The sequence below is a fragment of the Mesorhizobium sp. M7A.F.Ca.US.005.03.1.1 genome, from assembly GCF_003997975.1.
Taxonomy (GTDB): Bacteria; Pseudomonadota; Alphaproteobacteria; order Rhizobiales; family Rhizobiaceae; genus Mesorhizobium; species Mesorhizobium ciceri.
The window spans coordinates 42346-65521 of the sequence record NZ_RZRO01000003.1 but is presented as its reverse complement, the minus strand read 5'-3'; the positions used below and the strand labels follow the sequence as shown (position 1 = coordinate 65521).

The window sequence follows — 23176 nt, the reverse complement described above, 5'->3', positions numbered from 1 at the left end:
TTATCTCCCCAGTTCGACCGACCGCAGCCGCGCAGCCTCCACCGCTTGCGTCAGCAGATTGGTCAGCCGGTCCTCGCCCATCAGAACGGCCAGCGCCGCGGCCGTCGTGCCGTTGGGGCTGGTGACCTGCCGGCGCAGCACGCCCGGTTCCTCGCCGCTTTCGGCGGCGAGCGAGGCGGCGCCATAGACGGTCTGCATGGCGAGCAGCTTGGCGGTCGCCGTCGGCAGACCGGCCTTCTCGGCGGCAACCGTCAGCGCTTCGATGAAATGGAAAATATAGGCCGGCCCCGATCCGGACACGGCGGTCACCGCATCCATCAGGCCCTCATCGTCGATGGTGGCCACTTCGCCGCTCGCCGACAAAAGGTCGGCGACGAAACGCTTGGTGTCATCGGACACGAGCTTGTTGGAGAACACCACCATCATGCCCTTGCCGATCGCCGCGGGCGTGTTGGGCATGCAGCGCACGATCGGCGCGCGGTTGCCGAGGATTTCCTCGAAGGTGGCGGCAGGCGTGCCGGCGGCGATGCTGACGAAGGTGGTGCGGCCGTCGCCGAAGCGCTTGTAGGCGGCCGTGACGTCGCGGATCACCTGCGGCTTCACCGCGATGACGACGAGATCGGGCAGGGCATCGGCCGGTATGCTACCGGCATCGGCTGATGTCACGCAGCCCAGCGTTGCCGCGCGATTGCGCAGATCGGCATTGGGCTCGACCACGAAAACCGCCGACGGCGCGAGCTTGCCGGATTTCAGCCAGCCCGAGAGCATGGCGTAGCCCATATTGCCGCAGCCGGCGAGAACAAGCCTGATCGTCATCGAAAGCCCTCCAAAGGAAGGCCTTCACATAGACGCTGGCGCTTCCCTGGGGAAGCCCCATCAGGATCGCGAGCCACGATCGGGATCGCGCACCGCGATTGGCCGCAGCGACACTTGCCTGAGGCCGAGCACGCCGAGCACGAAGAACAGCCAGACCGGGTCGCCGCGATGGAAGAAGAAGCTTTCGAGGAAAGCGTTAAGCGCCGTGAACAGCACCACCATCATGAAGAAGTCGCCGAGAAAGATGTTTTCCCTGCGCAACGGAATGCGCATGTAGTCGCGCAGCGGCGCGATGAGGAAGGTGTAGACCGCCACGCATAGTGCCGGAATGCCCATCAGCACGGCGATGTCGAGATAGCCGTCATGGCCGTGCACGATGGTCCTGATGTCCCAGGGCCGGTCGAAGGGCTGGTCCTGGTTGAGCAAGAGCGGCGTGCCCCAGAAGCTTTCATAGCCGTAGCCGGTCCATGGCTTCTTCGCCAGCATGCTGCCGGCGAACTCCCACAGCGTCGTGCGGCCGGTATAGGTCATGCCGGGGAAATAGATCGCCGCCAGATGTTTTACAGGCGGCAGGAAGACGATGCCCAGCGTGCCGACCGCCGTGGCGATGATGGCCAGCGCAAACAGGATCGGCGTGCCGAGCCGCATGCCTATCAGGCTCGGGAACATGACGATCAGGATCGAGAACGGCACCAGGCCGGCTGTCGTCTTGGAGCCGGTGTGCAGCATGAAGATCATCGCCGCGAAGAAGATCCCGGCGCCCCAGTAGCGCTGCCCGCGCCGGTAGAGATAGAGGCCTGCGAAGCTGAGGCAGGCCATGACCGGCCCGGCAATGTTCTTGTGGGTGAACACGCCGCGCCACAGTCCGGCATGTTCGGGCTCCTGCGAGTCGGCTGTGTGCATCGCCTCGTGCGGAAAGACGATGAGGCCGAGATAGGAAAGGCCCATGACCACGACGGCGGTGAAGATGATCACCTTCGAGAAGGCTTCGGCGTCGCGCGGCAGCACCAGGATCGTCGCCATCGTCAGGATGCCGATCAGCGTGAAGGAGGCGGCGCGCATGGCCGAAGGCGGATCGGTCGACAGGATCACCGAGAGGAAAAAGAAGCCCAGCATCAACACCCAGGATGGGCTCAGCAGCGAGCGCACCACGCGCGGATCGGCAAAGGCCATCAGCGAGAAGATCGACATGGCGCCGAGCGAACCGAAGCCAAGCTGGTTGACGATGTCGCCGCCTTGACCGGTGAGTTCGGCGCCGCCCGGCTGGAACGGCCGGAACGACACCATGATGACGGTGAACAGCAGCGCGGCAATGGCGGTGGCCACGCCTTCGCGCGTGAACGCGTCGCCGAGCGGCGCGCGCTCAGTTTTTCTCAGGCTGGCGGTATTGCTCATTGGCATATCCGAATTCGGCCAGCACGCGGCCCAGCGCCACATGGACGGGGTAGATGGCGATCGCCGGCGATCGGGTCCGCGCCAGCCGGATCAGGCCGCGAAACGGCGAGGCGGCAAGCAGTGCCAGGCTCTTCAGCAACACTTTGGCGCCGGCCATTGGCGTGCCGGCGCGCTTCTTCTTTTCGACCAGTGTCGAGATGACGCCGTTGCGCAGGCTGCGGGCGCGGATCCAGTCGGCTTCGATACGCCGCGCCGGAACGGTTTCCAGCACCTTGGCCTCGGCGCACCAGCCCAGCACAAAGCCCTTTTGCACCGACCGGCTGAGAAAGTCGGAATCGCCGCCGCCCATGAAATTGAATCTGAGATCGAGAAAGGGCGGACCCATGGCGATCAGCACGTTGCGCCCGACCAGAAGATTGCCCGACGAATAGAGCGCCGGCACGCGTCCGGTTTCCCGGTAAGGCGGCGCGAACACCGGATGGTCTGCCCATCGCGCATGGGCGGGGTCGGCAAACACGGGCACCTGCGGGCCGCCGACAATGTCGGCGCCGAGCGTTTCGGCAGCCAGGCACATCCGTTCCAGCCACTGCGGATCGGCGATCTCGTCGTCGTCGATGACCAGCAGATGCCTGAAGTTCGGGAATTGCAGGATGGCTGTCTGCCAGCCGGCATTGTAGGCGCTGCAATTGCCGCGCTCGTGCGCGATGATCACCAGGCCCGGCATTTCGCCCCGCTCGAACAGCGGCAGCGCCGCCTTGGCGCCGGCCCGCGCCTCGGCTTCGTTCTCCATGACGATCACGGCAAAGCGTCTGCCGGTTTGCTGCGCGCGCAGCGACGCCAGCGTTTCCAGCACTTGCTCGGGACGCTTGAAGGTCGGCAAGGTGACGACGGCTTCGACGGCCTCGACGTCAAGCCGCGGCGTGCGTCCCGCGACCGTTACCGAGCCGTCCGATGGCAAAGGGATCATCCGTGTCCAGCCACATGGTGAGTTGGGCTCTGGTAGCACCACGGTTGATAAGGTTTCGTTAATCACCTTGTACGGAGAAGCCCGCCAGGCAGCGGCTTTCGGTCGTCGAATGTGCAGGCTTAATCAAGGGTTCACCGCACTTTGCTACCGGCTACACCACTGGATAGGTAAGATGCATCTGCTGTTCGCCACATCGATCGTGCCCGACGGCGCTCTCGCCTCGGGCTACGAGATCGCCAACGCTGCGATCATCGCTGCCTTGCGGCGCGCTGGCGCGCGCGTCACCGTCATCGGCTTTACCTGGCCGGGGAAGCCCGCGGCCGACCCCGAAAACACCGTGGTGCTGGGTGCGATCGACGTGCGCACGGAAAATGCCTCCGCGCGGCAAAAGCTGGCCTGGGTCGGCAAGGCGCTGCTTTCGGGCCTCACCTTCGCGTCGGTCAAGCTGCGCGCCGTGTCCGACAGCGATGTTCTCGCTGCCATTGAGCGTGCCGGACCGTTTGACGGCTATGTCTTGAATTCCGTGCAGTTCGCCGGCGCCTTCGAAAAGCTGTTCGCTGAGCGGCCTTCGATCTTCGTTGCCCACAATGTCGAGCATCTTTCGGCGCGGGAGAATGCCGCTGCCGCCGGCAGCCTCTTCCAGCGCCTGCTGTTTCGCCGCGAGGCGAGGCTGCTCAAGACCGTCGAAGAGCGTCTCTGCCGCCGGGCGCGCTTCGTCTTCACCCTGGCCGAGGAAGACCGCGCCGCGCTCGGTGTCGCCTCCGACAACCGCTCGGCGGTGCTGTCGCTGGTGACCGGTGCCCAGGCGCCAACCCTGAAAAGCCCGCGCCGCATCGACTGCGACGCCGCACTGATCGGCACCTGGACCTGGCAGCCGAACCGCATCGGCCTCGACTGGTTCCTGGGCAAGGTCGTGCCGCATCTGCGGCCCGATTTCCGCATCCGCATTGCGGGCCACATGCCTTCGGGCGTCGCGTCGAAGCACCCGGGTGTCGAATTTGTCGGCCGCGTGCCCGACGCGCAAGCTTTCGTGCGCGGTGCTGCCGTCATCCCGCTGATCAGCACCGCCGGCAGCGGTGTCCAGTTGAAGACCATCGAAACCTTCGAGCTCGGCCTGCCTTCGGTCGCCACCAGCCGTTCGTTGCGCGGCATCGACCACCGTCCTTCCAATTGCGTCGTCACCGACGATCCCGTTGCCTTCGCCAGGGCGCTCGAGGCTGCGGCGGCCGACATCCGCGACGTTGACGGCAGCGCGTTCCGGGGCTCGCAGGTCAAGGCGCTCGACGCTGCCATCCGGCTCGGCCTCGAAAAGCTCGCCCCTCTCAGGCAGGAGGCGTTTGCATGAACATGCATTCCGCCCGCGCCGCTTTCGGGCTCGACACGCTGAAGACGATCCTTGGCATCCCGGTGGTTGCGGTCCGCTGGAACGATGCCATCGCCCTGCTGAACCGGTTGATTGCCGAGCGGCGCTTCACCAAGGTCAGTTTCCTCAACGCCCACAACGCCAACATCGCCTATACCGACCCGGTGTTCGCCGAAGCACTCGATGATTTCCTCATCCTGCCCGACGGCATCGGCATCGATCTGGCGGCGAGGCTCCTCTACGGGGCGCCGTTTCCCGACAATCTCAATGGTACCGATTTCGTCCCGGCCTTCCTGCAGGCCTCGACGACGCCGCTGACCGTCGGGCTGCTCGGCGCGACGCGCGTCAACGCCGAAGCGGCGTCGGTCAAGCTGGCGGCACTGGCCGTGCAGCACCGGTTCGTGGTGATCCATGACGGCTATTTCCCCCCTTCGCAGGAGCAGGAAATCGTCGACCGGATTGCCGCGCTTCGGCCCGACGTGCTGCTCGTGGCCATGGGCGTGCCGCGCCAGGAATTGTGGATCGAACGCCATATCGACGCGCGCCATTGCACGCTGCCGATCGCCGTCGGCGCGTTGCTTGATTTCCTGAGCGGCGCGGTGCCCCGCGCGCCCTTGTGGATGCGCCGGCTGCGGCTCGAATGGCTGTTCCGGTTGGCTGTCGAGCCGGGCCGCCTGTGGCGCCGCTATGTGGTCGGCAACCCGCTGTTCCTGCTGCGCGTCGTCAGGCAGAAATTCTCGCTTGCGCCCGAAGCCGCGGGAGATACCAAATGAACAGCAGGTTCGTGCCAGGTGCCGCTGTCGAGCCAAGCCCGCTCCGGCAGACACCGACGGCGGCCATCGTGACGGCAAGCTATGCGCCCGATTTCGAGCGCTGTCGCCTGCTGTGCGAGACACTTGATCGCCACGTTTCTGGCGCGGCGCACCATTACATCCTGGTCGAGCATCGCGATGTCGGCCTGTTTCGCCAATTGGAGACCGGCCGCCGCACGGTGGTCGACGAGCGGGAATTGCTGCCGCGCTGGCTGCACGCCTTCGACGATCCGCTCAGCCTGTTTCGCCGGCGCGTCTGGCTCAGCCTGAAGACCCAGCCGCTGCGCGGCTGGCATGTGCAGCAGTTGCGCCGCATCGCCATATCAGCGCATGCATCTCAAGACGTGCTCATCTTCTGCGATTCCGATGTTGCCTTCCTGAAACCTTTCGACTGCGGCGCCTTCTGGCGCGACGGCAAGGTGCGCCTGTTCCGCCGCGACGCTGTGCTGGCGGACGAAGGTCATGAGGAGCATCGCATCTGGTCGCGCAATGCGGGATCGGCACTCGGCATCGACCCGTCCCGGACGTCGATCCATGACTACATCTCGACGCTGATCGCCTGGCGGCGCGACACCGTGCTGGCCATGTGCGGCGAGATCGAGAAGGTCCATGGCCGCAACTGGGTCGAGGTCGTCGGTTCGGCGCGCAAATTCTCCGAATGCATGATCTACGGCCGCTATGTCGACGATCTGCTGGACGGAGCCGGCCACTTCCACGGTTCCGAAGAGTTCTGCCGCGTGCACTGGACCGGCGAAGCGCTTTCGGATGACGAGTTCCGCCGCTTCGTTGCCGCCATGGCGCCGGAGCAGGTGGCGATCGGCATGCAATCCTTCATCGGCACCGATATCGGCCGCATCCGCCGTCTGATTGGGTTGGATTAGATCATCCCGAAAAGCGGAAACCGGTTTTCTCGGACAACGATTTCCGTTTGTCCAGAAGTCATGTACAAATGAGAAAGTCCTAGACGGGTTTGGCCGGCTTGCGCATCGCCGAATAGGTGAGCAGCGTCGAGGCGAGATACAAAAGCAGGAAGACGACATTGAGCGACAGCACCAGCTTCGGCGTGTCGAGGATGGTCGTCAGCACATAGGTCAGCAACAGCGCCTTCAATCCGGCGAGCAGGCCGAGATTGAGCGCCCGCACCAGCGTCTGGCCGCGTGCGAACAAAAGCTCGGCCTGGTATTCGATCAGATTGCGCAATCCCGGCACGCAGATCGCCAGCACCACCAGCGGGGCAGCCTCGGCGACATTCTTGCCGAGCGCATTGGGGAAGAAATGCAGCACGATGCCGAGCGTCAAGAGCGCCAGCGTCGACACCGCGAAAACGCCGCCTTCGATGCCGCTCTTGACCGCCAGCCGTGACAGCAGTTCCGGCGCGCGCATCATGCGCTGCACCAGCATCATCGAGAAGGTGCGGATCGGAATCGCCGTCAGGTCTACCAGCCGCATGATGATGGCGTAGATGCCGGCCAGATGCGGGCCGCCGATCGCCAGCACCAGCAGCTTGTCGAACTCCATCTGCAGGTAGAACAGCACTTCGGCGCCGGCCACATAGATGGAATCGGCCAATCGCCGAAGATACAGCTCGACGCGCAGCCGCAGCCTCTGGCGCGGGTAGAAGAAGCCGAAGGCAATCAGCAGCGAGGCGGCATTGGCGCCGATATAGAACCAGGACCATATCCAGACGCTGTGTTGCGCTGAGAACATGAACAGCACCGCGCCGAGCGCCCGCAGCGCGGTCGCCAGGATGGCCAGCAGCGCGGCGCGGCCGAACTTGCCCAGGCCGTTGTTGACGATCAGCGCCACCTCCACCGGCCGCCACAACAGCGCTTCGGCAAAGACGATTGCCGCAAACACCGACAGCGGCACGGTGTCGGCAAAGAAAAGCAGATAGACGCCGAACGAGGCCACGGCCAGCAGCGGCAGCGACAGCACGCCGAGCAGCAGGAAGCCGGCGGAAAAGGTGCCGATCAGATTGGGGCGGATGGTGGCGGTGCGGTAAAGCGCCGAGATGAACCCGAAAGCGAGGATGCGCGACAGCATGACGCCGGCCGCCGACGCGGTGGCGAACATGCCGAATTCGGATATCGACAGCGTGTTGGCCAGCGCGATGAAATAGGCCAGCGAAAACACCAGTCGCCCACCGGCACCGCTGATCGCTGAGAAATAGTCGCGAAGCAGCCCCCGTCGTTCGGCCAAAAAGCTGCCGATCCGGGCGAGGGGCCGCCTTTGCGGCCGGGCGAGGGGCCGCCTTTGCGGTATGTCACTGGCCTGCGTCATGTCTCAAGGAGAGCCTAGGCCGGAAAACTTAACGTGCCGTTCTGGCGGCTGGGCTTGTGTCGAAAATAGATGCAACCGAAACGAGAAACCGACGCTTCGGCGCGGGAAAATTAACCTTTTGTTTTCCATGCCTGTTTAGCGTGGCTTAACGAATGGCCAATCTCCGTTCGCAGGTCGCCAAGGGTAAAGTTCCAGACGATGGTCGACAGGGAAAACCGCGAAGACTGGAAGCGCGAGCGCTCGTTGCTGGCGCTGGGCCAGGCTGTGCGTGGCGACGAACCCGACGCGTCGCTGGTCTCGATCGGCGACCGGGCAGACCCGTCATGGCGCGAGGACGCCGCCACGCGTCATCGCCTCGCCCGCTCGCAGCGCGAGGCGCGCAACCCGAAACTGTCGGATCCGGTCGCGGCCGACGGGGATCGTGAGCAAGCGTACCGCGCGCAAACCTCGCCGCGGACACAGCCTAGTGCCGCCGAAACCGCTGGCGCTCGTCGCGCCGATCATACATCGGAACCTTACGCTGCAGGCGACGCATCGTTATCCCGAAACGACGGCACGGACAGCCAGCAGTGGAAGCCGCTGATCGATCCGATGCAGGTGGTGCGCGGTGTCGGCAAGTCGAAGCTGCTGATCGTGACGACGACACTGCTGGGCGCCGCGCTCGGCGTCACCATCGCGCTGTCGACGCCGAAGAAATATGAGGCCACCACCGAACTGATCGTCGACCCGCGCGACCTGAAGCTCACCGATCGGGACCTCACCCAGTCGGTCGTCGCTTCCGACGCCACGCTGGCCATCGTCGAGAACCAGGTCCGGGTGCTGACATCAGGCACTGTTCTCAACAAGGTCGTCGACAAGCTCAATCTGGTCAATGATCCGGAATTCAATGGGCAAGGCAGCGGCGGCCTCAGTGTCATGTCGCTCATTCGCTCCGTCCTGTCCCGCAATGATGGGCCGGGGGGTGTCGACGACAGCCGTCGCCGCGCGCTTGCTGTCGGCAATCTGGCTGAGAGCCTTTCGGTCGAGCGCGGCGGCAAGACCTTCGTCATCACCGTCAGCGCCACCACGCAGAATGGCGAGAAATCAGCGCTCATCGCCAACACGATGACGGATGTCTTCCTGCAGACTTTCGGCCAGATACAGTCGGACACCGCAGGCCGCGCCACCGACGAACTGACGGCCAGGCTCGACGAGTTGCGCAAGGGCGTCGAGGCAGCCGAGCGCAAGGTCGAGGATTTCAGGGCCACGCACGATCTCGTTGACGCGCAGGGCCATCTCATCAGCGACGACGAGATGCTGAAACTCAACGAGCAGCTGTCGGTCGCGCGCGCCCGGACCCTGGAACTCAACGCCCGGGCGGCCTCGGCGCGTTCGGTCGACGTCAATTCGGTTCTCACCGGTACCTTGCCGGAGGAGATCAACTCCAACACGATGAGCGATCTGCGTTCGCAATATGCGTCGCTCAAGCAGGAAGCTGACCGCGCCGCCATCCGGCTCGGCCCGCGTCACCCCGAACTCCAGGCGATCAATGCCCAGATTGCCGGCGCACGCGACCGCATCGCCTCGGAGCTGCGCCGCATCGGCTCGTCGCTGCAGGTCGACCTCAAGCGCGCCGTCCAGCTCGAACAGGATCTCGCCTCTCGCCTGGCGCAGCTGAAGGTCCGCAGCGGCGACGTCAACAGCGACCTCGTGTCGATGCGCGAACTGGAGCGCGAGGCGACCGCCAAGCGTTCCGTCTACGAACAGTACCTGCTGCGCGCCAAGGAGACCGGCGAGCAGAAGGACATCAACACCGCCAACATCAATGTGATCTCGAAGGCCTTCGCGCCGCTCGAGCCGAACGGGCCGTCGCGGGTCGTGGTCGCGCTCGCCGGCCTGTTGCTGGGTTTCGCCTCCGGCATTGGCCTCGGAGCCATGCGTGGCGCCTATGAGAGCCTGCGTGACACCGCCAATTCGCGCTCGCGTCGCGACCATGGCGCGGACGAACGCCGGACGCCTTACGAAGACAAGGCATATCGGGCAGCGCCGCCGCCGGCGCCGCCATTACCACCAGCGCCGCAGCCATCGACACCCCCGCCTGCATCACCACCGCCGGCCGTGCCACCGCCTGTCCAGCAAGCCGAGGCCTCGCCGGCAGAAGGTCCCGGCCGGATCGGTGCCTTGCTGTCGAGGCTGCACAAGTCCGTCTCCCGCAGGCCATCCCGGGAGGAGCCGTTCGATACCGTCGAATGGGCCTCTGCCGAAAACGGGGAGCCAACGCAGGATCCGCAATACCGCGCCTATCCCCGGCCGGCGCCGGCCTTCGAGCCCCGGCAGGCGGCCGCGACAGCATACCCGGCACCACCTTTCCAGCCCGGCGGCCATCCGCAGCAGACGGCGCAGCCGCCACTGCCGCCTCCCATGATGACGCAGCGGCCATATTCCGGGCCGCAGCTCTATCCCTACGCGCAGCCATTAGGCTACGCGCAGCAGCCGGGCTATCCCTATCCGCAATCGATGCCGGCCGCCAATGCCGGGCAGCAGTCCGATCCGGCTCAGCCCGCTTCCGAGTCCTATCCACAGCCGCCCGTCGCGCAGCAGCAGGCGCCTCAGCCTCATCAGCGATCGGCGGAGCCGTCGCAGGCCGTGGAGGATGCCGAGCAGCAAGCGCCAATCGAGGAAATCCGCGCCAGCCTGCGCGAATTCCGCGAAGCGGTTCGCGAACTGACCGAGAGCCGCACGCGCCGCCGCTACTTCTGAGCCACAAAAATCTGCGCGGTGCCGTACAAAAACATGCCGGTTTCGCGTAAACGGCATGGGACGGCGCTTTGGCGGGATTGCATGTTGGATTTTTCGTGAAGATGCCACGCTGTGAAAGATCGAAAAGCGCGTCGCTTCCGGAAGCGACGCGCTTGGGCATTCTGGTGTTGAGGGTGGTCCATGGCTGAAGTGATTGATGGCAAGAGCGTTGCCGGGGACGTTGTGGGGACGGTCAAGACCCTGACGGCTGAACTTGTCGCCAAGGGCAAGGCCAAGCCCGGTCTTGCCGTGGTCATCGTCGGCGAGGATCCGGCCAGTCAGGTCTATGTCGCGTCCAAGTCGCGCACCGCCAAGGAATGCGGCTTTCATTCCGTCCAGCATACGCTGCCGGCCGAAACCTCCGAAGAGGCATTGCTGAAGATCATCGGCGACCTCAACGCCGATCCGGCCATCAATGGCATCCTCGTGCAGCTTCCTCTGCCGGCCCACATTGACGCCGGCAAGATCATCCAGACCATCGCGCCGGAAAAGGATGTCGACGGCTTCCACTTCATCAATGTCGGCAAGCTCGGCACCGGTGAACTCGAAACAGCGTTCGTGCCTTGCACGCCGGCCGGCTCGATGCTTCTGATCGAGCGGGTGCGCGGCAAGGACCTGTCCGGCCTCAACGCCGTCGTCGTCGGCCGCTCCAACATCGTCCGCAAGCCGATGGCCAACCTGCTGCTTGCCGCCAACTGCACCGTCACCATCGCCCACAGCCGCACCAGGGATCTGCCGGCCTTGGCCCGCACCGCCGATATCCTTGTCGCGGCCGTCGGCAGGCCGGAGATGATCAGGGGTGATTGGGTGAAGCCAGGCGCCACCGTCATCGATGTCGGCATCAACCGCATCCCGGCGCCGGAAAAGGGCGAGGGCAAGTCCCGCCTCGTCGGCGATGTCGCCTATGCCGAAGCGGCCAGGGCCGCCAGCGCCATCACACCGGTGCCCGGCGGTGTCGGCCCCATGACCATTGCCATGCTGATGGCCAATACGTTAGCCTCCGCCTACCTTGCGGCCGGATTGAAACGGCCGTCCTTCTGACCCGCCAGAAAGCTGCAGCTTTGCCGAACCCCAGTGTTCCCTCAGAACGGCCGGTCATGACTGACCCCGTTCAAGGCGGCCGGCAGTTCGCATTCCTGCTGGTAGACAAGTTCTCCATGTTCTCGCTGGCTGCCGCGATCGATACGTTCCGGTCGGCGAACCGGTTGCTTGGCCGCGACTTCTACGGTTGGACCACGGTGTCGGCCGATGGCGATCCGGTGATGGCTTCCAATGGCCTGCCGCTCAAGATCGACTACGCCGTTGCCGACCTGCCGCCGGTCGATATCCTTTTCGTCTCGGTCGGGCTGACGACCGAATTCCCCGGCAAGAGCAAGGTGCTGGCGGCTTTGCGAAGCTGGGGCCGGCGCGGCAATGCGCTGGGTGCCCTGTCGGTCGGGTCCTACCTGCTGGCCGAGGCCGGCCAGCTCGAAGGCTATCGCTGCACCATCCATTGGGAAAACCGTGCCGGCTTCGTCGAGCGATTCCCCGACATCAACTGCACTGGCAACGTCTTCGAGATCGATCGCAAGCGCTACACCTGTGCCGGCGGCACCACTTCGATCGACCTGATGCTGGAGATCGTGCGCGGCGATTTCGGCTCGAACCTCGCCAATGGCGTCGCCAACCAGTTCCAGCACGAACGCATCCGCTCGGCCGGCGACCGTCAGCGCGTCGGACCCGAACGCGACCTGACCGGCAAGTCGGAGAAGCTCAGGCGCATCGTCGAACTGATGGCCGACCACCTCGACGAGCCGCTTTCGGCGGTACAGCTGGCCAAATCCGCCGGCCTTTCGGTGCGCCAGGTCGAGCGCCTGTTCCTGCGCCATCTCAGCGTCACGCCCGGCCGCTATTACATGCGGCTGCGGCTGGAGCGGGCGCGCGAACTGCTGCGCCAGACCAACATGCCGATCCTCGACGTGGCGATCGCGACGGGCTTCACCTCGCATTCCTACTTCGCCCAGAGCTATCGGCTGCAATTCGGCAGGCCGCCTTCGGAAGAACGCCGCACGACTTACTAAGCTGGTTTTCGTTTTCGTTGAGAGTTCGGCATTCGGCCCCGCGCATCGGGCCAGGGCTATGAATTCGGGTTAATGGGTTCTTTCGGAGCCTTCGCCGCGCGTAGGTTGACGGGTGCATCAAACGAAAAACCCGCCTATTGCGGCGGGTCACCGGCGCAAATCAGCACCATAGCCAAATATGTACCTTAGCTGAGGTCATGGTGTCAAGAAAAAATTCCTATTGCCGGGGAAAAGGCTGCCGACCCCGCCGAACTGGCCGCCGTCAGGACTTTTGTTAAGCTGGGTCCGCAGCCCTGCGCACCGGGCGCCCGGACTTGTGTCCCGGCGCCGCGTCAAATAGCTTGCCGCCCGGATCAGGGGCGGATTTAGGAGATTTCGATGGCGGGACTTGCACGGGGCGTCGCTGCGGCGATCCTCCTTTTGTCGATGACGACGTTCGGCTTCGCCGCAAACAAGGTCATCATCATTCTCGATGCCTCCGGCTCGATGTGGGCGCAGATCGACGGCAAGCCCAAGCTCGAAATCGCCCGCGAGTCGCTTCGAACCGTGCTTCAATCGGTCCCCACCGACGACGAGATCGGCTTCATGGCCTATGGCCACCGTGAAAAGGGCAGCTGCGACGACATCCAGCTGATCGTGCCGCCGCAGGCAGGTTCGGGCAGCGCCATTTCGGCCGCCGCCGACAGCCTGAAATTCCTCGGCAAGACGCCGCTGACGGCGGCGGTCAAACAGGCGGCCGAGGCGCTGAAATACACCGAGGACAAGGCGACCGTCGTGCTTATCACCGACGGGCTCGAAACATGCGGCGGCGACCCCTGCGCGCTTGGCAAGGAGCTCGAGGCATCCGGCGTCGACTTCACCGCCGATGTCGTCGGCTTCGGCCTCACCGCCGACGAGGGCAAGCAGATCGCCTGCCTCGCCGACAACACCGGCGGCAAATACATCCAGGCCTCCGACGAGAAGGCGCTGCAGGAGGCGCTTGCCGAGACCGTGGCAGCACCAGCGCCGGCTCCTGAACCGGCTCCGGCACCTGCGCCGGCACCCGCGCCCGAGCCGGCCAAACCGGACTTCAATTTCCTGCCGATAGCGGTGCTTGCCGAGGGCGGCGATTCCGTCACTGACGGCAACGCCTGGGAGATCTACAAGGCGAAACCCGACGGTACGCGCGGCGACTACGTCAGCACCGAATACGGCGCCTACAAGGCCAATCTGGAACCGGGCGACTATATCGTCGTGGCCAGCGACGGCCAGGCCAAGACCGAGCAGAAAGTCAAGATCGAGGCGGGCCAAGTCTACGCGCCTCTCTTCAACTTGAATGCCGGCACGCTCATCATCCATCCGCGACCGAGCGAGGGGGCAGATGTCGTCGATGGCGCGGCCATCGTCATCGATTATCCGGGTGCTGACATGCCCGCCACCTTCTATGGGACCACGAAAGCCGTGTTGCCGGCCGGCGACGAGAAAGTGACGGTCACGATCGGCCAGGGCGTGGCTACCGAAACGATTCCGCTGGCTGCCGGCAAGACCGTGGAAAAGGACATGATTGTCGGTGTCGGCCATGTCGTTGCCAATGCTTATTATGCTGCCGGCGGCGACAAGGCGGACGGTTCAGGCATCGGCTTCAAGGTGCTCAAGGCAAAAAAGAAGATCGATGGAACCAGGGACGAGGTGACCTATGCCTACGGACCCGACAGCAAATTCGATCTGCCGGCCGATGACTATGTCTTGATTGCGACGGTTGATCTCGCCGTTGTCGAGCAGCCGTTCACCGTCAAGGTCGGCGAATTTCAGGATCTGAAAATCGCAATGAATGCCGGCGTGCTGGCGATCACCGCGCCGGGAGCCTCGAAGATCGAGATTTTCGAGGCCAAAAAGGACATCAACGGCAACCGCAAGTCGCTTGGCTATGCATTCGACCAGAAGTACCAGGCAGCGATCCCGGCGGGCGACTATGCCGTCGTCTCGGAGAAATCCGACAACAGTTCGAAAGAAGGCAACGTGACGGTCAAAGCCGGCGAGCGAGCTGAGCTAACCGTGCAATAGAATCGTATGCACAACCGCAAGAGGGCGGCCAAGTGCCGCCCCTTTTCATGGGTTGCGCAGAACTGCCGTCAGGCCGTGCCGAAGGCGCTGGCGCCATGATCGGCGCGGCCGACCAGTTGCCGGAAGCCGGCAAACAGCTCGCGGCCGAACCCGAACTCGTTGCCGATGAGATCGGCATCCGCCGTCCGGCGCAGCGCGAAATCGCCGGCCGGCACCAGCACTTCCAGCGTGCCGGCATCGGCGTCGAGCCGGATGATGTCGCCTTCATGGATCCTGGCGATAGGACCCTCCTCGACCGCTTCCGGTGTGACATGGATCGCTGCCGGCACCTTGCCGGAGGCGCCCGACATGCGTCCGTCGGTGACCAGCGCCACGCGCTGGCCGCGGTCCTGCAGGATGCCGAGCACGGTGGTCAGCTTGTGCAGCTCCGGCATGCCATTGGCCTTCGGCCCCTGGAAGCGGATGACGGCGATGAAATCGCCGGTCAGCGTGCCTGCCTTGAACGCATCGTTCAGCCCTTGCTGGCTGTCGAAGACCCTGGCCGGCGCCTCGATGACACGCCGCTCCGGCTTCACCGCGGAAGTCTTGATGACGGCGTGGCCGAGATTGCCTGACAGCACCTTTAGGCCGCCGGTCGCCTGGAACGCCTTGTTGAAAGGCGCCAGCACCTTTTCGTCGCCGCTTGTCCGCGGCGAGGCTTCGCGCACCACGCCTCCGTCGGCGCCGAGCTTTGCCTCGACCGCATAAGGCCGCAGGCCTTCGCCCCACACCGTCTGCACATCCTCATGCAGGATGCCTTCGTCGAGCAGTTCGCGGATCAGGAAGCCGAGCCCGCCGGCGGCGTGGAAATGGTTCACGTCGGCGAGGCCGTTCGGATAGACCCGCGCCAGCAGCGGCACCGCTTCCGACAGGTCGGAAATATCCTGCCATGTGATGGCGATGCCGGCCGCCGCCGCCATGGCGATCAGGTGGATGGTGTGATTGGTCGAGCCGCCGGTGGCATGCAGGCCGACGACGCCGTTGACGATCGAGCGCTCGTCGATCATCCGCCCGACGGGCGTATAGGCGTTGCCAAGCGCAGTAATCGCCAGCGCCCGCTTGGTCGCCTCGCGGGTCAAAGCCTCGCGCAGCGGCGTGCCTGGATTGACGAAGGACGCGCCCGGCGTGTGCAGGCCCATGATCTCCATCAGCATCTGGTTGGAATTCGCCGTGCCGTAGAAGGTGCAGGTGCCCGGTCCATGGTAAGATTTGGACTCGGCCTCCAGCAGTTCGGCGCGTCCGGCCTTGCCCTCGGCGTAGAGCTGGCGGACCTTGGCCTTTTCGTCATTGGGCAGGCCTGATGTCATCGGTCCGGCCGGAATGAACACCGCCGGCAGATGGCCGAAGGTGAGGGCGGCGATCACCAGCCCCGGCACGATCTTGTCACAGACGCCGAGATAGACGGCGGCGTCGAACATGTTGTGCGACAGGCCGATCGCGGCGGCCATGGCTATGACATCGCGCGAAAACAGCGACAGCTCCATGCCGGGCTGGCCCTGGGTGACGCCGTCGCACATCGCCGGCACGCCGCCTGCCACCTGGGCGATGCCGCCGGCTTCGCGGGCTGCATCCTTGATCAGCGCGGGGAAGCTCTCGAACGGCTGATGCGCCGACAGCATGTCGTTATAGGAGGTGATGATGCCGAGGTTCGGCACCTTGTCGGCGCCCAGCGCGAGCTTTTCCGAAGGGCTGCACACCGCAAAGCCGTGAGCGAGGTTGCCGCACGACAAAACGGCCCGGTTGGCGGCGCGGTTCGACGCCTCGGCTATGCGGCTGAGATAACGCTCGCGGCCGGGCTTAGAGCGCTGGCGGATGCGTTCGGTGATGGCTTCGATGTCGCGTCTGGCGGTCATGGTATCGGTCCTTTCAGGCGAGGTCCCGGAAACATCCTCCCGCCGTTTGCCGGGCCCGGTGTAAATCGAGAATCAGGGTGCCCAGAAAACCTCTACGGGCTTTTGCGCTGCGTCGAGCACGGCGCGGATTGGCTTTCGCGGCCCGGGCGCCACCGCGCCGTCGAAGGCGATACGCTTGTCCTCACCCTCGATGTGCAGCGCGATGAAGCCGGCTTCGACGATGCGGGCCAGCGACAGGGTCAGCCGCGGCTCGCCCGCACTTGCCGCATGAACCGGCAGCACGATCCTGTCGGAAGACGGGTCGAGCAGCGTTGCCAGGTCGACGGCATCGGGAAAGAACGAGGCGGTGTGGCCGTCCGGCCCCATGCCGAGCACAACGACATCGAGCGGCCAGGGCAAGGATCGGAGCGCTGCATCGTCGGACGAGGCCGCATCCTCGATGCTGGTGGCTTCGTGATAGAGCGGCACGAAACGAGCCGCCTTGGCCGCGTTCTGCAACAGATTGGCGGCCACCAGCCCGGCATTGGAGCGTGGCGAGGAGGCCGGCACGAAACGCTCGTCGACCAGCGTCACGATCACCTTGTCCCAGGCGATGGGTATCGCTGAAAGGGCGGCGAAGAATTTTGCCGGCGTGGTGCCGCCGGAGACGGCGAGCAACCCCGTGCCGCGCTCGGCGATCGCCTTGGTCAGTCTGCCTGCAACATGGCCGGCCAGGGCTGCCGCCAGTTCCTGGCGCCCGCTGAAGCCGTTCCAGCTGTAGGCGGCGCTGTTCAATTGCTCTCGTGCCATGTCCGCCCGTCACGTTCGATCAGCGCTATCGAGGCCGATGGACCCCAGGTGCCCGCCGTGTAGCCCTGCGCCTCCTGCCTGGCACTTTCCCAGGCATTCTGGATCGGGTCGATCCATTTCCACGCCGCCTCGACTTCGTCACGGCGCATGAACAGGGTCTGGTTGCCACGGATGACGTCCATGATCAGCCGCTCATAGGCGTCCGGTGCGCGGCCGTCGAAGGACTGCGCGAAACTCATGTCGAGCGAAATCTGGCGCAGCCGCATGCCGCCCGGGCCCGGATCCTTGATCATGATGAACTGCTTGACGCCTTCGTCCGGCTGCAGCCGGATGACAAGCTGGTTGGCGAAGATCGGTCCGGCGCTGTCGCCGAAGATCGAATGCGGGATCGGCTTGAATTCGATGACGATTTCCGAAACCCGCGTCGCCAGCCGTTTGCCGGTACGCAGATAGAACGGAACGCCCGACCAGCGCCAATTGCCGATCTCGGCCTTGATGGCGACGAAGGTCTCGGTGTTGCTGTCCTTGCCGAGTTCCTCGACATAGCCTTTCACCGGTCCGCCGGCCGAAGCCCCGGCGCGATACTGCCCGCGCACGGTGTGCTTCGGCGCTTCGTTGCCGTTGATGCGCTTCAGTGCCCGCAGCACCTTCAGCTTTTCGTCGCGAACGGCGTCGGCATCCATCGACGACGGCGCTTCCATGGCGACGAGGCACAAGAGCTGCAGCATATGGTTCTGCACCATGTCGCGCAGCGCGCCGGCCTTGTCGTAATAGGTGACGCGGTCCTCCAGGCCGACGGTCTCGGCCACGGTGATCTGGACATGGTCGATATGGGCTGAATTCCACAACGGTTCGTAGAGCGCGTTGGCAAAGCGCAGCGCCATCAGGTTCTGCACCGTCTCCTTGCCGAGATAATGGTCGATGCGGAAGATCTGGCTTTCGTGGAAGTCGTCGCCGACCAGGTCGTTGAGCTTGCGTGCCGAATCGAGATCGCGGCCGATCGGCTTTTCCAGCACGATGCGCGAGTTCGGCGTGATCAGATTGTGCTCTTTCAGCTTGTGCGAGATGTCGCCGAACAGCGCCGGCGCCACCGCCAGGTAGAAGGCGCGGATGCGGTCGCTGTCGCCGATCGCCTTCTTGAGCTTGTCGAAGCCGGCGCCGCTCGTCGCATCGGCGGAGACGTAGGACAGCCGCGCCAGAAAGGTCTTCAGTTCCTTGGCGTCGATGTCGGCCGGTTTGACGTGGTCCGAGATCGCCTGCTTGGCGAAGGCCTGGAATTCTTCGTCGCTCATCTTCGAGCGCGAGGTGCCGATGATGCGTGTCGGCTCCGAAAACTGATGGTCGCGCTGGCGATAATAGAGCGACGGCAGAAGCTTGCGCTCCGACAGATCGCCGGTGCCGCCGAAAATGATGAAGTCGAAAGGATCGACGGGGATGATCTGGCTGGTCATGGTCTGTCCGCTCTGACGCCGGTCGCTGTGACGCGGCTGATATAATCTAATCGATTTAAATTTTCCAGTGCCATGGTGTCACATCTGGGTGTATGCGCCTGCCCCTTGACAGTCCGATGACCCAGAGGCTTGTCGACAGGCGCGGCACCGGAAGCCTTCGCAGTTGCAGCATAGAGCGGGATCGACGCGAAAGCCAAAGGAGAAATCGGCGATGGCCGCACATCTTTCGAGCAATCCGGCCAGAAGCCACGGGTTCGCGCGGATGTGCGCTATCGGCGCGCCGGTTGATCGTCATCAATCATGAGCGGGAAAAACATGCGTCTGGAAAACAAGGTTGCCGTCATCACCGGTGCTGCGTCCGGTTTTGGCGAGGGCATCGCCAGGCGCTTTGCGCAGGAGGGTGCCAGGGTCGTTGTCGCCGATCTCAACGCCAAGGACGCGGAGCGCGTCGCCGGCGAGATCGGCGAAGCGGCGATCTGGACCCAGACCGATGTCTCGCTGCGCTCCGAATTCGACGAGATGATCTATGCCGCCAAAAGCGCATTCGGCCGCATCGACATCATGGTCAACAATGCCGGCTACACCCATCGCAACGGCGACATGCTCAATGTCGACGAGGAGACCTTCGACCTGATAACCGCCGTCAACATGAAGGCGATCTATCACGCGGCACTCGCCGTGGTGCCGATCATGGAGCGGCAGGGCGGCGGCGTCATCCTGACCACGGCCTCCACCGCGGGTCTGCGGCCGCGCCCCGGCCTCACCTGGTACAATGCGTCGAAAGGCTGGGCGATCACCGCCACCAAATCGATGGCGGTGGAACTGGCGCCGAAGAACATCCGCGTCAACTGCCTCTGCCCGGTTGCCGGCGAGACCGGCATGCTGGAGAAATTCATGGGCGCCGACACACCCGAAATCCGCGAGAAGTTCCGCGCATCGATCCCGCTCGGCCGGCTCTCGACGCCGCTCGACATCGCCAACGCCGCACTCTGGCTGGCCTCGGACGAAGCCGCCTTCATCACCGGCGTGGCGCTGGAGGTCGACGGCGGCCGCTGCATCTGAACGCCTGGGTAGCAGGCCAGGATCTCATCCGCTGCAATACCAGGACAAGCGCAATCTCACGGCAATCGAGGATCAACCCCGCCAACAATGAGACCTACACCTATACGGCCAACGGCTTCATCGAGAATGCCGATGGGCCGTGGGGCAGCCTCACCTATACGATCGACGGTGTCGGCAACATCACCCAGCGCACCGTAACCATTGGTGGCGTCACCTCTATCGATACCTACAGCCTTCAGGGCGGCTCCAGCCGGCTGACCGGCATCCTCACCGGCGGCGCACCGAGCCGCGGCTTCCAGTCGGACCTTGCCGGCAACGTCACGCAGGACGCGACCGTCTCGCCGGAGCTCACCAAGACCTACAGCTACAATGCCGCCGGCCAGCTTTCGGCGGCCACCGTGAACAGTACGGCGGCAGGCAGCTACATCTACGATTATCTGTCGCGGCTGGTGTCTCGCACCATCGCGGCCTCGTCCACCTTGCATATGGTGCACGACCTCGACGGCAATGTGATCGCCGAATACGATGCGTCCGGCGCGCTGATCACCGAATACGTCTGGGTCGAAGGCAGGCCGCTGGCGATGGTCGCCGACGCCGGCACGACGCCGGTACTCTATTACGTGCTGACCGACCAGCTCAAGCGGCCGGTCATGATGACCGACCAGGGTCGCAATGTCGTCTGGCAGGCGAGCTATCTGCCCTTCGGCGAGGTACGTAGCATCAGCGGCACCGCGACGCTCAACCAACGCTTCCCCGGCCAGTGGTTCCAGATGGAAACGGGGCTGGCCTACAATTGGCACCGCCATTATGATGCTTCCATCGGGCGCTATCTGCAGCCCGATCCGCTCGGTATGCCGAATGGGCCGTCAAGGTGGGCGTATGTCGGCAACAGCCCGCTGATGAAGGTGGATCCGAGCGGGTTGTATTGGGTTCCAGGTCCAGGAGGGAATCGATGGTGGTGTTGGGGTGGCAATCCCTTGGACTGCGTTTTACGTCCCCCCCGCAGCCAGGGCCACAATCTTGCCCGATGTCGTCGGAACGGCGTACGACGCCTCCGCCTCCGCCGCCAGCTGGGCCGCCGGATGACGACCCTTGTGAGGAACAGCTTGCCGCTGATGAGGCACAGTGCCAATTGCTATCCTCGGGCGTGGTGGCGGGCGCACAACCAAAGCTGGTAGAAATTGGTATGCAGCTTGTATGGCAATAGCCAGTGAAAGATATGCCGCTTGTAGGGCAGGGAAACCCTTGCCGCCGTTTCCAATATGGAAAATGTAGCTATGAAATTTCTATTTCGGGAGAGGCTGGAAGTTTTGAACTCAGATGATTTATTTGAGTTTGGAATAACAAAAATCAATAAAAATAAAAGCGAAGGAGATTTATATGAAACAGAGGCAATCTTCATAAGAAACGGAAAAGTAACATCAAGAATAAAGTTGACTGGATTGAGTGAATTTAAGGTTATAATGAGCTCGTTATCCTATTTTGGGTCAAAATTAAGGGGAATAGCAAAAGACGAATCGATTACTTTTGATTTTAATGGATTAACATTTGACCAATATATACCAATAAACAAAAATTTAAGGTTGATTTGGGATGAATGATTTAAAGAAGAGATAAACAACGATTGTAGGGAATTGCGGTGACAGTGCACTTTTATTCTCGATGGTGGACTGTGGTCGAAGAAAATCCCCGATGATTCATCGGCCTCTTGCGAGTGCCAATCCGCCGGCTTCGCCCTCGTCGCTGTCCTTGTCTTCCTCCTCATCGTCTCCGCCATCACCTCGACCTTTGCCTTGACCGCCTGGACGCGGCTCAAGATCGCTTCGAATGAGACCGAAAGCCAGCGGTTCGGCCTGCTCGCCGAAGGCCTGACCAACGTGCTGGCCGCGCGCCTGTCGAGCGCCGGGCCGGACATCGGGTTGCCGCTCAATTTCGAGCCAGTCTCCTGCGTGGTCGGCAATCTGACCGTCGTGACGCGGCTGCAGGGGCATTCGGGCCTGATCGATCTTAACGCCGCCGATCACACTCTGCTTGTCCAGGGTTTCGCCTCGCTCGGTGTCGATCCGGAGATGTCCAACTGGCTTGCGATCGCGGTCGAATATTCGCGCAGCGGCGCCAGCATCTTTGCCGCGGTGGCCACGCAAAAGGTCGAAGTCGTGGGTGGTTTCAAGCATGCACCGTTCGAATCCGTCGCTGAGCTGCAGGACTTTTCCAGGCTGCGCTCGATCTCCTTGCCTGATCTCTACAGCACATTCACGGTCAATTCGCGGCGCGGCGATCTGGTCGTAAGTCGAGCCGGCCCCACGCTGGCCAACTTCGTCAAGGCCGGAACATCGGCAGGTGCAAAGATACCCGAGCAGGCCTTCACGATCGAGGTTTCCGTCAGCCGGCGAGGGTCGGCAATCGTCGGTTCCGCCGGCTATGTCTTCGAAAGCCGTTCGGGCGATCAAGCAAGCCTGCTCCGCACTGCAGCGGTTTTGGGAACGATAGGCGCCAAGACAAGGGGCGTGCCTCACCCAAGGCGGTAGACGTCAGGCGCCGGTCTTGATGTAGCTCTTGTAGATCCAGCCGGTCTTGCCGTTGTAGGTGATCTGGCACCATTTCTTGCAGCTCATCACCTGCACCGAGGTTTTGGCTGGCACCGTACCGATGGCGGCGGCATTTTTCTTCGGGCCGCTTCGCATGGTCACGGCCCTCAGGATGCGTCCTGTTCCGGCGGCTGCGGCTTTCCTTGGCTTCGCCTTGGCCTGGCTGTCATCACCTTCTGCCGCTGGCTCTTGAGCCGGCACTTGCGGTTGCACCTCGGGAATGGCGGCGGTTTGTGCGCCGTCGGGATGGTTGCCCGCGGTTGCGCCGGGCGCGGCTACCTTGGCAAGTTCGGTGGCGGCATCGGTATCGGCTGCCGGCTGCGCGAATGCCGCCGTTTGCTTGTCGGGTGCCTTGTCCGCCACCTGGCTGGGAGCAGTCGAATCGGACGCGGATGCGGCCTTCAGCTGGGAACCGGTCCAGCGTGGGTCATTGGCGGCGAGTGCGGGAATGTTGTCTTGCGCGGCCGCCACAGTTGTTGGAATTGCGTCGGACTTGCGCGCCTGCGGTACGGCTGCCGCAGCGACCGCGGCCCCAACCGGGGTTATTTTCGTCGTCTTCACCGGAACCGTTGGAATGGTCTGTTCGGGGCTCGCTGCCGCTTGCCTGTCGCTGGCCGGCAGCGCCAGCCACAGCGCCACGGCGGCGACGCCAAGCAGTGCGGCGGTGCCGATCGCGGCAATCACCAGATGCGAGTTCGAACGGACTTCCTGCCAGAAGGACGGCCGCATGTCGTATCCGAACTGCATGGCAAAGCGCCGACGTTCCGGCGTACCGAAACTGAAGGGCTCTCTCACTCTTGCCACCTCCATAAGCGGGCCGACGTTCTTTCAATCGGTGCCGGAAGTCCGGCGTCTGATCCGCATCGGTCCCAAAAACAAC

The 23176-nt window shown here is 63.7% G+C and carries 19 protein-coding genes; 11 read left to right on the top strand and 8 right to left on the bottom strand.

The genetic code is table 11. The annotated features are described in order from the left end of the window. From proC to EN990_RS02260, 3 genes are read right to left on the bottom strand one after another with little or no spacing between them, the layout of a single operon-like run. Nucleotides 1–816 carry a pyrroline-5-carboxylate reductase gene (gene proC, locus EN990_RS02270; RefSeq protein ID WP_127384496.1) on the bottom strand — a complete coding sequence of 272 codons (816 nt, stop codon included), beginning with the start codon at nucleotides 814–816 and terminating at the stop codon, nucleotides 1–3. 60 nt (nucleotides 817–876) lie between these two features. Next, nucleotides 877–2211 carry an O-antigen ligase gene (locus tag EN990_RS02265; RefSeq protein ID WP_013530224.1) on the bottom strand — a complete coding sequence of 445 codons (1335 nt, stop codon included), beginning with the start codon at nucleotides 2209–2211 and terminating at the stop codon, nucleotides 877–879. Further along, a complete protein-coding gene (locus EN990_RS02260) occupies nucleotides 2180–3178 on the bottom strand; it encodes a glycosyltransferase (RefSeq protein WP_127384495.1) in 999 nt (332 codons plus the stop codon). The genes EN990_RS02265 and EN990_RS02260 overlap by 32 nt, the downstream gene beginning before the upstream one ends. A gap of 172 nt (nucleotides 3179–3350) precedes the next feature. On the opposite strand from EN990_RS02260, the gene EN990_RS02255 reads away from it, so the two are divergent. The 3 genes from EN990_RS02255 to EN990_RS02245 are packed head-to-tail and all read left to right on the top strand — an operon-like array spanning nucleotide 3351 to nucleotide 6234. Continuing rightward, on the top strand, nucleotides 3351–4523 hold the full coding sequence (locus EN990_RS02255) for a glycosyltransferase family 4 protein (RefSeq protein WP_127388237.1): 1173 nt from the start codon (nucleotides 3351–3353) through the stop codon (nucleotides 4521–4523). Further along, nucleotides 4520–5314, top strand: a complete 795-nt coding sequence (locus EN990_RS02250; RefSeq protein ID WP_063170060.1) for a WecB/TagA/CpsF family glycosyltransferase — start codon at nucleotides 4520–4522, stop codon at nucleotides 5312–5314. The genes EN990_RS02255 and EN990_RS02250 overlap by 4 nt, the downstream gene beginning before the upstream one ends. Further along, a complete protein-coding gene (locus EN990_RS02245; RefSeq protein WP_127385835.1) occupies nucleotides 5311–6234 on the top strand; it encodes a DUF6492 family protein in 924 nt (307 codons plus the stop codon). Before EN990_RS02250 ends, EN990_RS02245 begins: the two co-directional genes overlap by 4 nt. 79 nt (nucleotides 6235–6313) lie before the next feature. On the opposite strand, the gene EN990_RS02240 is transcribed toward EN990_RS02245, so the two are convergent. Beyond that, a complete protein-coding gene (locus tag EN990_RS02240) occupies nucleotides 6314–7633 on the bottom strand; it encodes a lipopolysaccharide biosynthesis protein (protein ID WP_127369812.1) in 1320 nt (439 codons plus the stop codon). Nucleotides 7634–7831: 198 nt separating this feature from the next. On the opposite strand from EN990_RS02240, the gene EN990_RS02235 reads away from it, so the two are divergent. The 4 genes from EN990_RS02235 (at nucleotide 7832) to EN990_RS02220 (ending at nucleotide 14514) form a co-directional block, all read left to right on the top strand. Continuing rightward, nucleotides 7832–10372: a GumC family protein gene (locus EN990_RS02235; protein WP_127384762.1), complete on the top strand. Its 2541-nt coding sequence runs from the start codon at nucleotides 7832–7834 to the stop codon at nucleotides 10370–10372. Nucleotides 10373–10552: 180 nt separating this feature from the next. After that, nucleotides 10553–11452 carry a bifunctional methylenetetrahydrofolate dehydrogenase/methenyltetrahydrofolate cyclohydrolase gene (locus EN990_RS02230; protein WP_127388236.1) on the top strand — a complete coding sequence of 300 codons (900 nt, stop codon included), beginning with the start codon at nucleotides 10553–10555 and terminating at the stop codon, nucleotides 11450–11452. A 56-nt stretch (nucleotides 11453–11508) separates the two neighbouring features. Then, the gene (locus EN990_RS02225) at nucleotides 11509–12471 is read left to right on the top strand and encodes a GlxA family transcriptional regulator (protein ID WP_013530232.1); all 963 of its coding nucleotides are present in this window, start codon (nucleotides 11509–11511) and stop codon (nucleotides 12469–12471) included. 378 nt (nucleotides 12472–12849) lie between these two features. Continuing rightward, entirely contained in the window at nucleotides 12850–14514 is a 1665-nt protein-coding gene (locus EN990_RS02220) for a VWA domain-containing protein (protein ID WP_127384761.1), read from the top strand. A gap of 68 nt (nucleotides 14515–14582) precedes the next feature. Here the strand turns inward: EN990_RS02220 and edd are convergent, their stop codons facing one another. From edd to zwf, 3 genes are all read right to left on the bottom strand, one after another. Next, the gene (gene edd, locus EN990_RS02215; RefSeq protein WP_027162289.1) at nucleotides 14583–16406 is read right to left on the bottom strand and encodes a phosphogluconate dehydratase; all 1824 of its coding nucleotides are present in this window, start codon (nucleotides 16404–16406) and stop codon (nucleotides 14583–14585) included. Between the two features lie 72 nt (nucleotides 16407–16478). Further along, on the bottom strand, nucleotides 16479–17195 hold the full coding sequence (gene pgl, locus EN990_RS02210) for a 6-phosphogluconolactonase (RefSeq protein WP_127369260.1): 717 nt from the start codon (nucleotides 17193–17195) through the stop codon (nucleotides 16479–16481). Continuing rightward, nucleotides 17177–18646: a glucose-6-phosphate dehydrogenase gene (zwf, locus tag EN990_RS02205; RefSeq protein WP_013530236.1), complete on the bottom strand. Its 1470-nt coding sequence runs from the start codon at nucleotides 18644–18646 to the stop codon at nucleotides 17177–17179. Before zwf ends, pgl begins: the two co-directional genes overlap by 19 nt. A gap of 315 nt (nucleotides 18647–18961) precedes the next feature. On the opposite strand from zwf, the gene EN990_RS02200 reads away from it, so the two are divergent. From EN990_RS02200 to EN990_RS02180, 4 genes are all read left to right on the top strand, one after another. Then, nucleotides 18962–19708 carry an SDR family oxidoreductase gene (locus EN990_RS02200; RefSeq protein WP_127369261.1) on the top strand — a complete coding sequence of 249 codons (747 nt, stop codon included), beginning with the start codon at nucleotides 18962–18964 and terminating at the stop codon, nucleotides 19706–19708. A 398-nt stretch (nucleotides 19709–20106) separates the two neighbouring features. Next, nucleotides 20107–20886 carry an RHS repeat-associated core domain-containing protein gene (locus EN990_RS35350; RefSeq protein ID WP_164766078.1) on the top strand — a complete coding sequence of 260 codons (780 nt, stop codon included), beginning with the start codon at nucleotides 20107–20109 and terminating at the stop codon, nucleotides 20884–20886. A gap of 99 nt (nucleotides 20887–20985) precedes the next feature. Continuing rightward, complete coding sequence (locus EN990_RS02185; protein ID WP_127384758.1) at nucleotides 20986–21309, top strand: hypothetical protein; 324 nt, start codon at nucleotides 20986–20988, stop codon at nucleotides 21307–21309. Nucleotides 21310–21501: 192 nt separating this feature from the next. Beyond that, a complete protein-coding gene (locus EN990_RS02180; protein WP_127369910.1) occupies nucleotides 21502–22236 on the top strand; it encodes a general secretion pathway protein GspK in 735 nt (244 codons plus the stop codon). Nucleotides 22237–22239: 3 nt separating this feature from the next. Here EN990_RS02180 and EN990_RS02175 read toward each other — a convergent pair whose 3' ends face one another. After that, nucleotides 22240–23091 carry an SH3 domain-containing protein gene (locus tag EN990_RS02175; RefSeq protein WP_027162286.1) on the bottom strand — a complete coding sequence of 284 codons (852 nt, stop codon included), beginning with the start codon at nucleotides 23089–23091 and terminating at the stop codon, nucleotides 22240–22242. Between the last annotated feature and the right edge of the window lie 85 nt (nucleotides 23092–23176).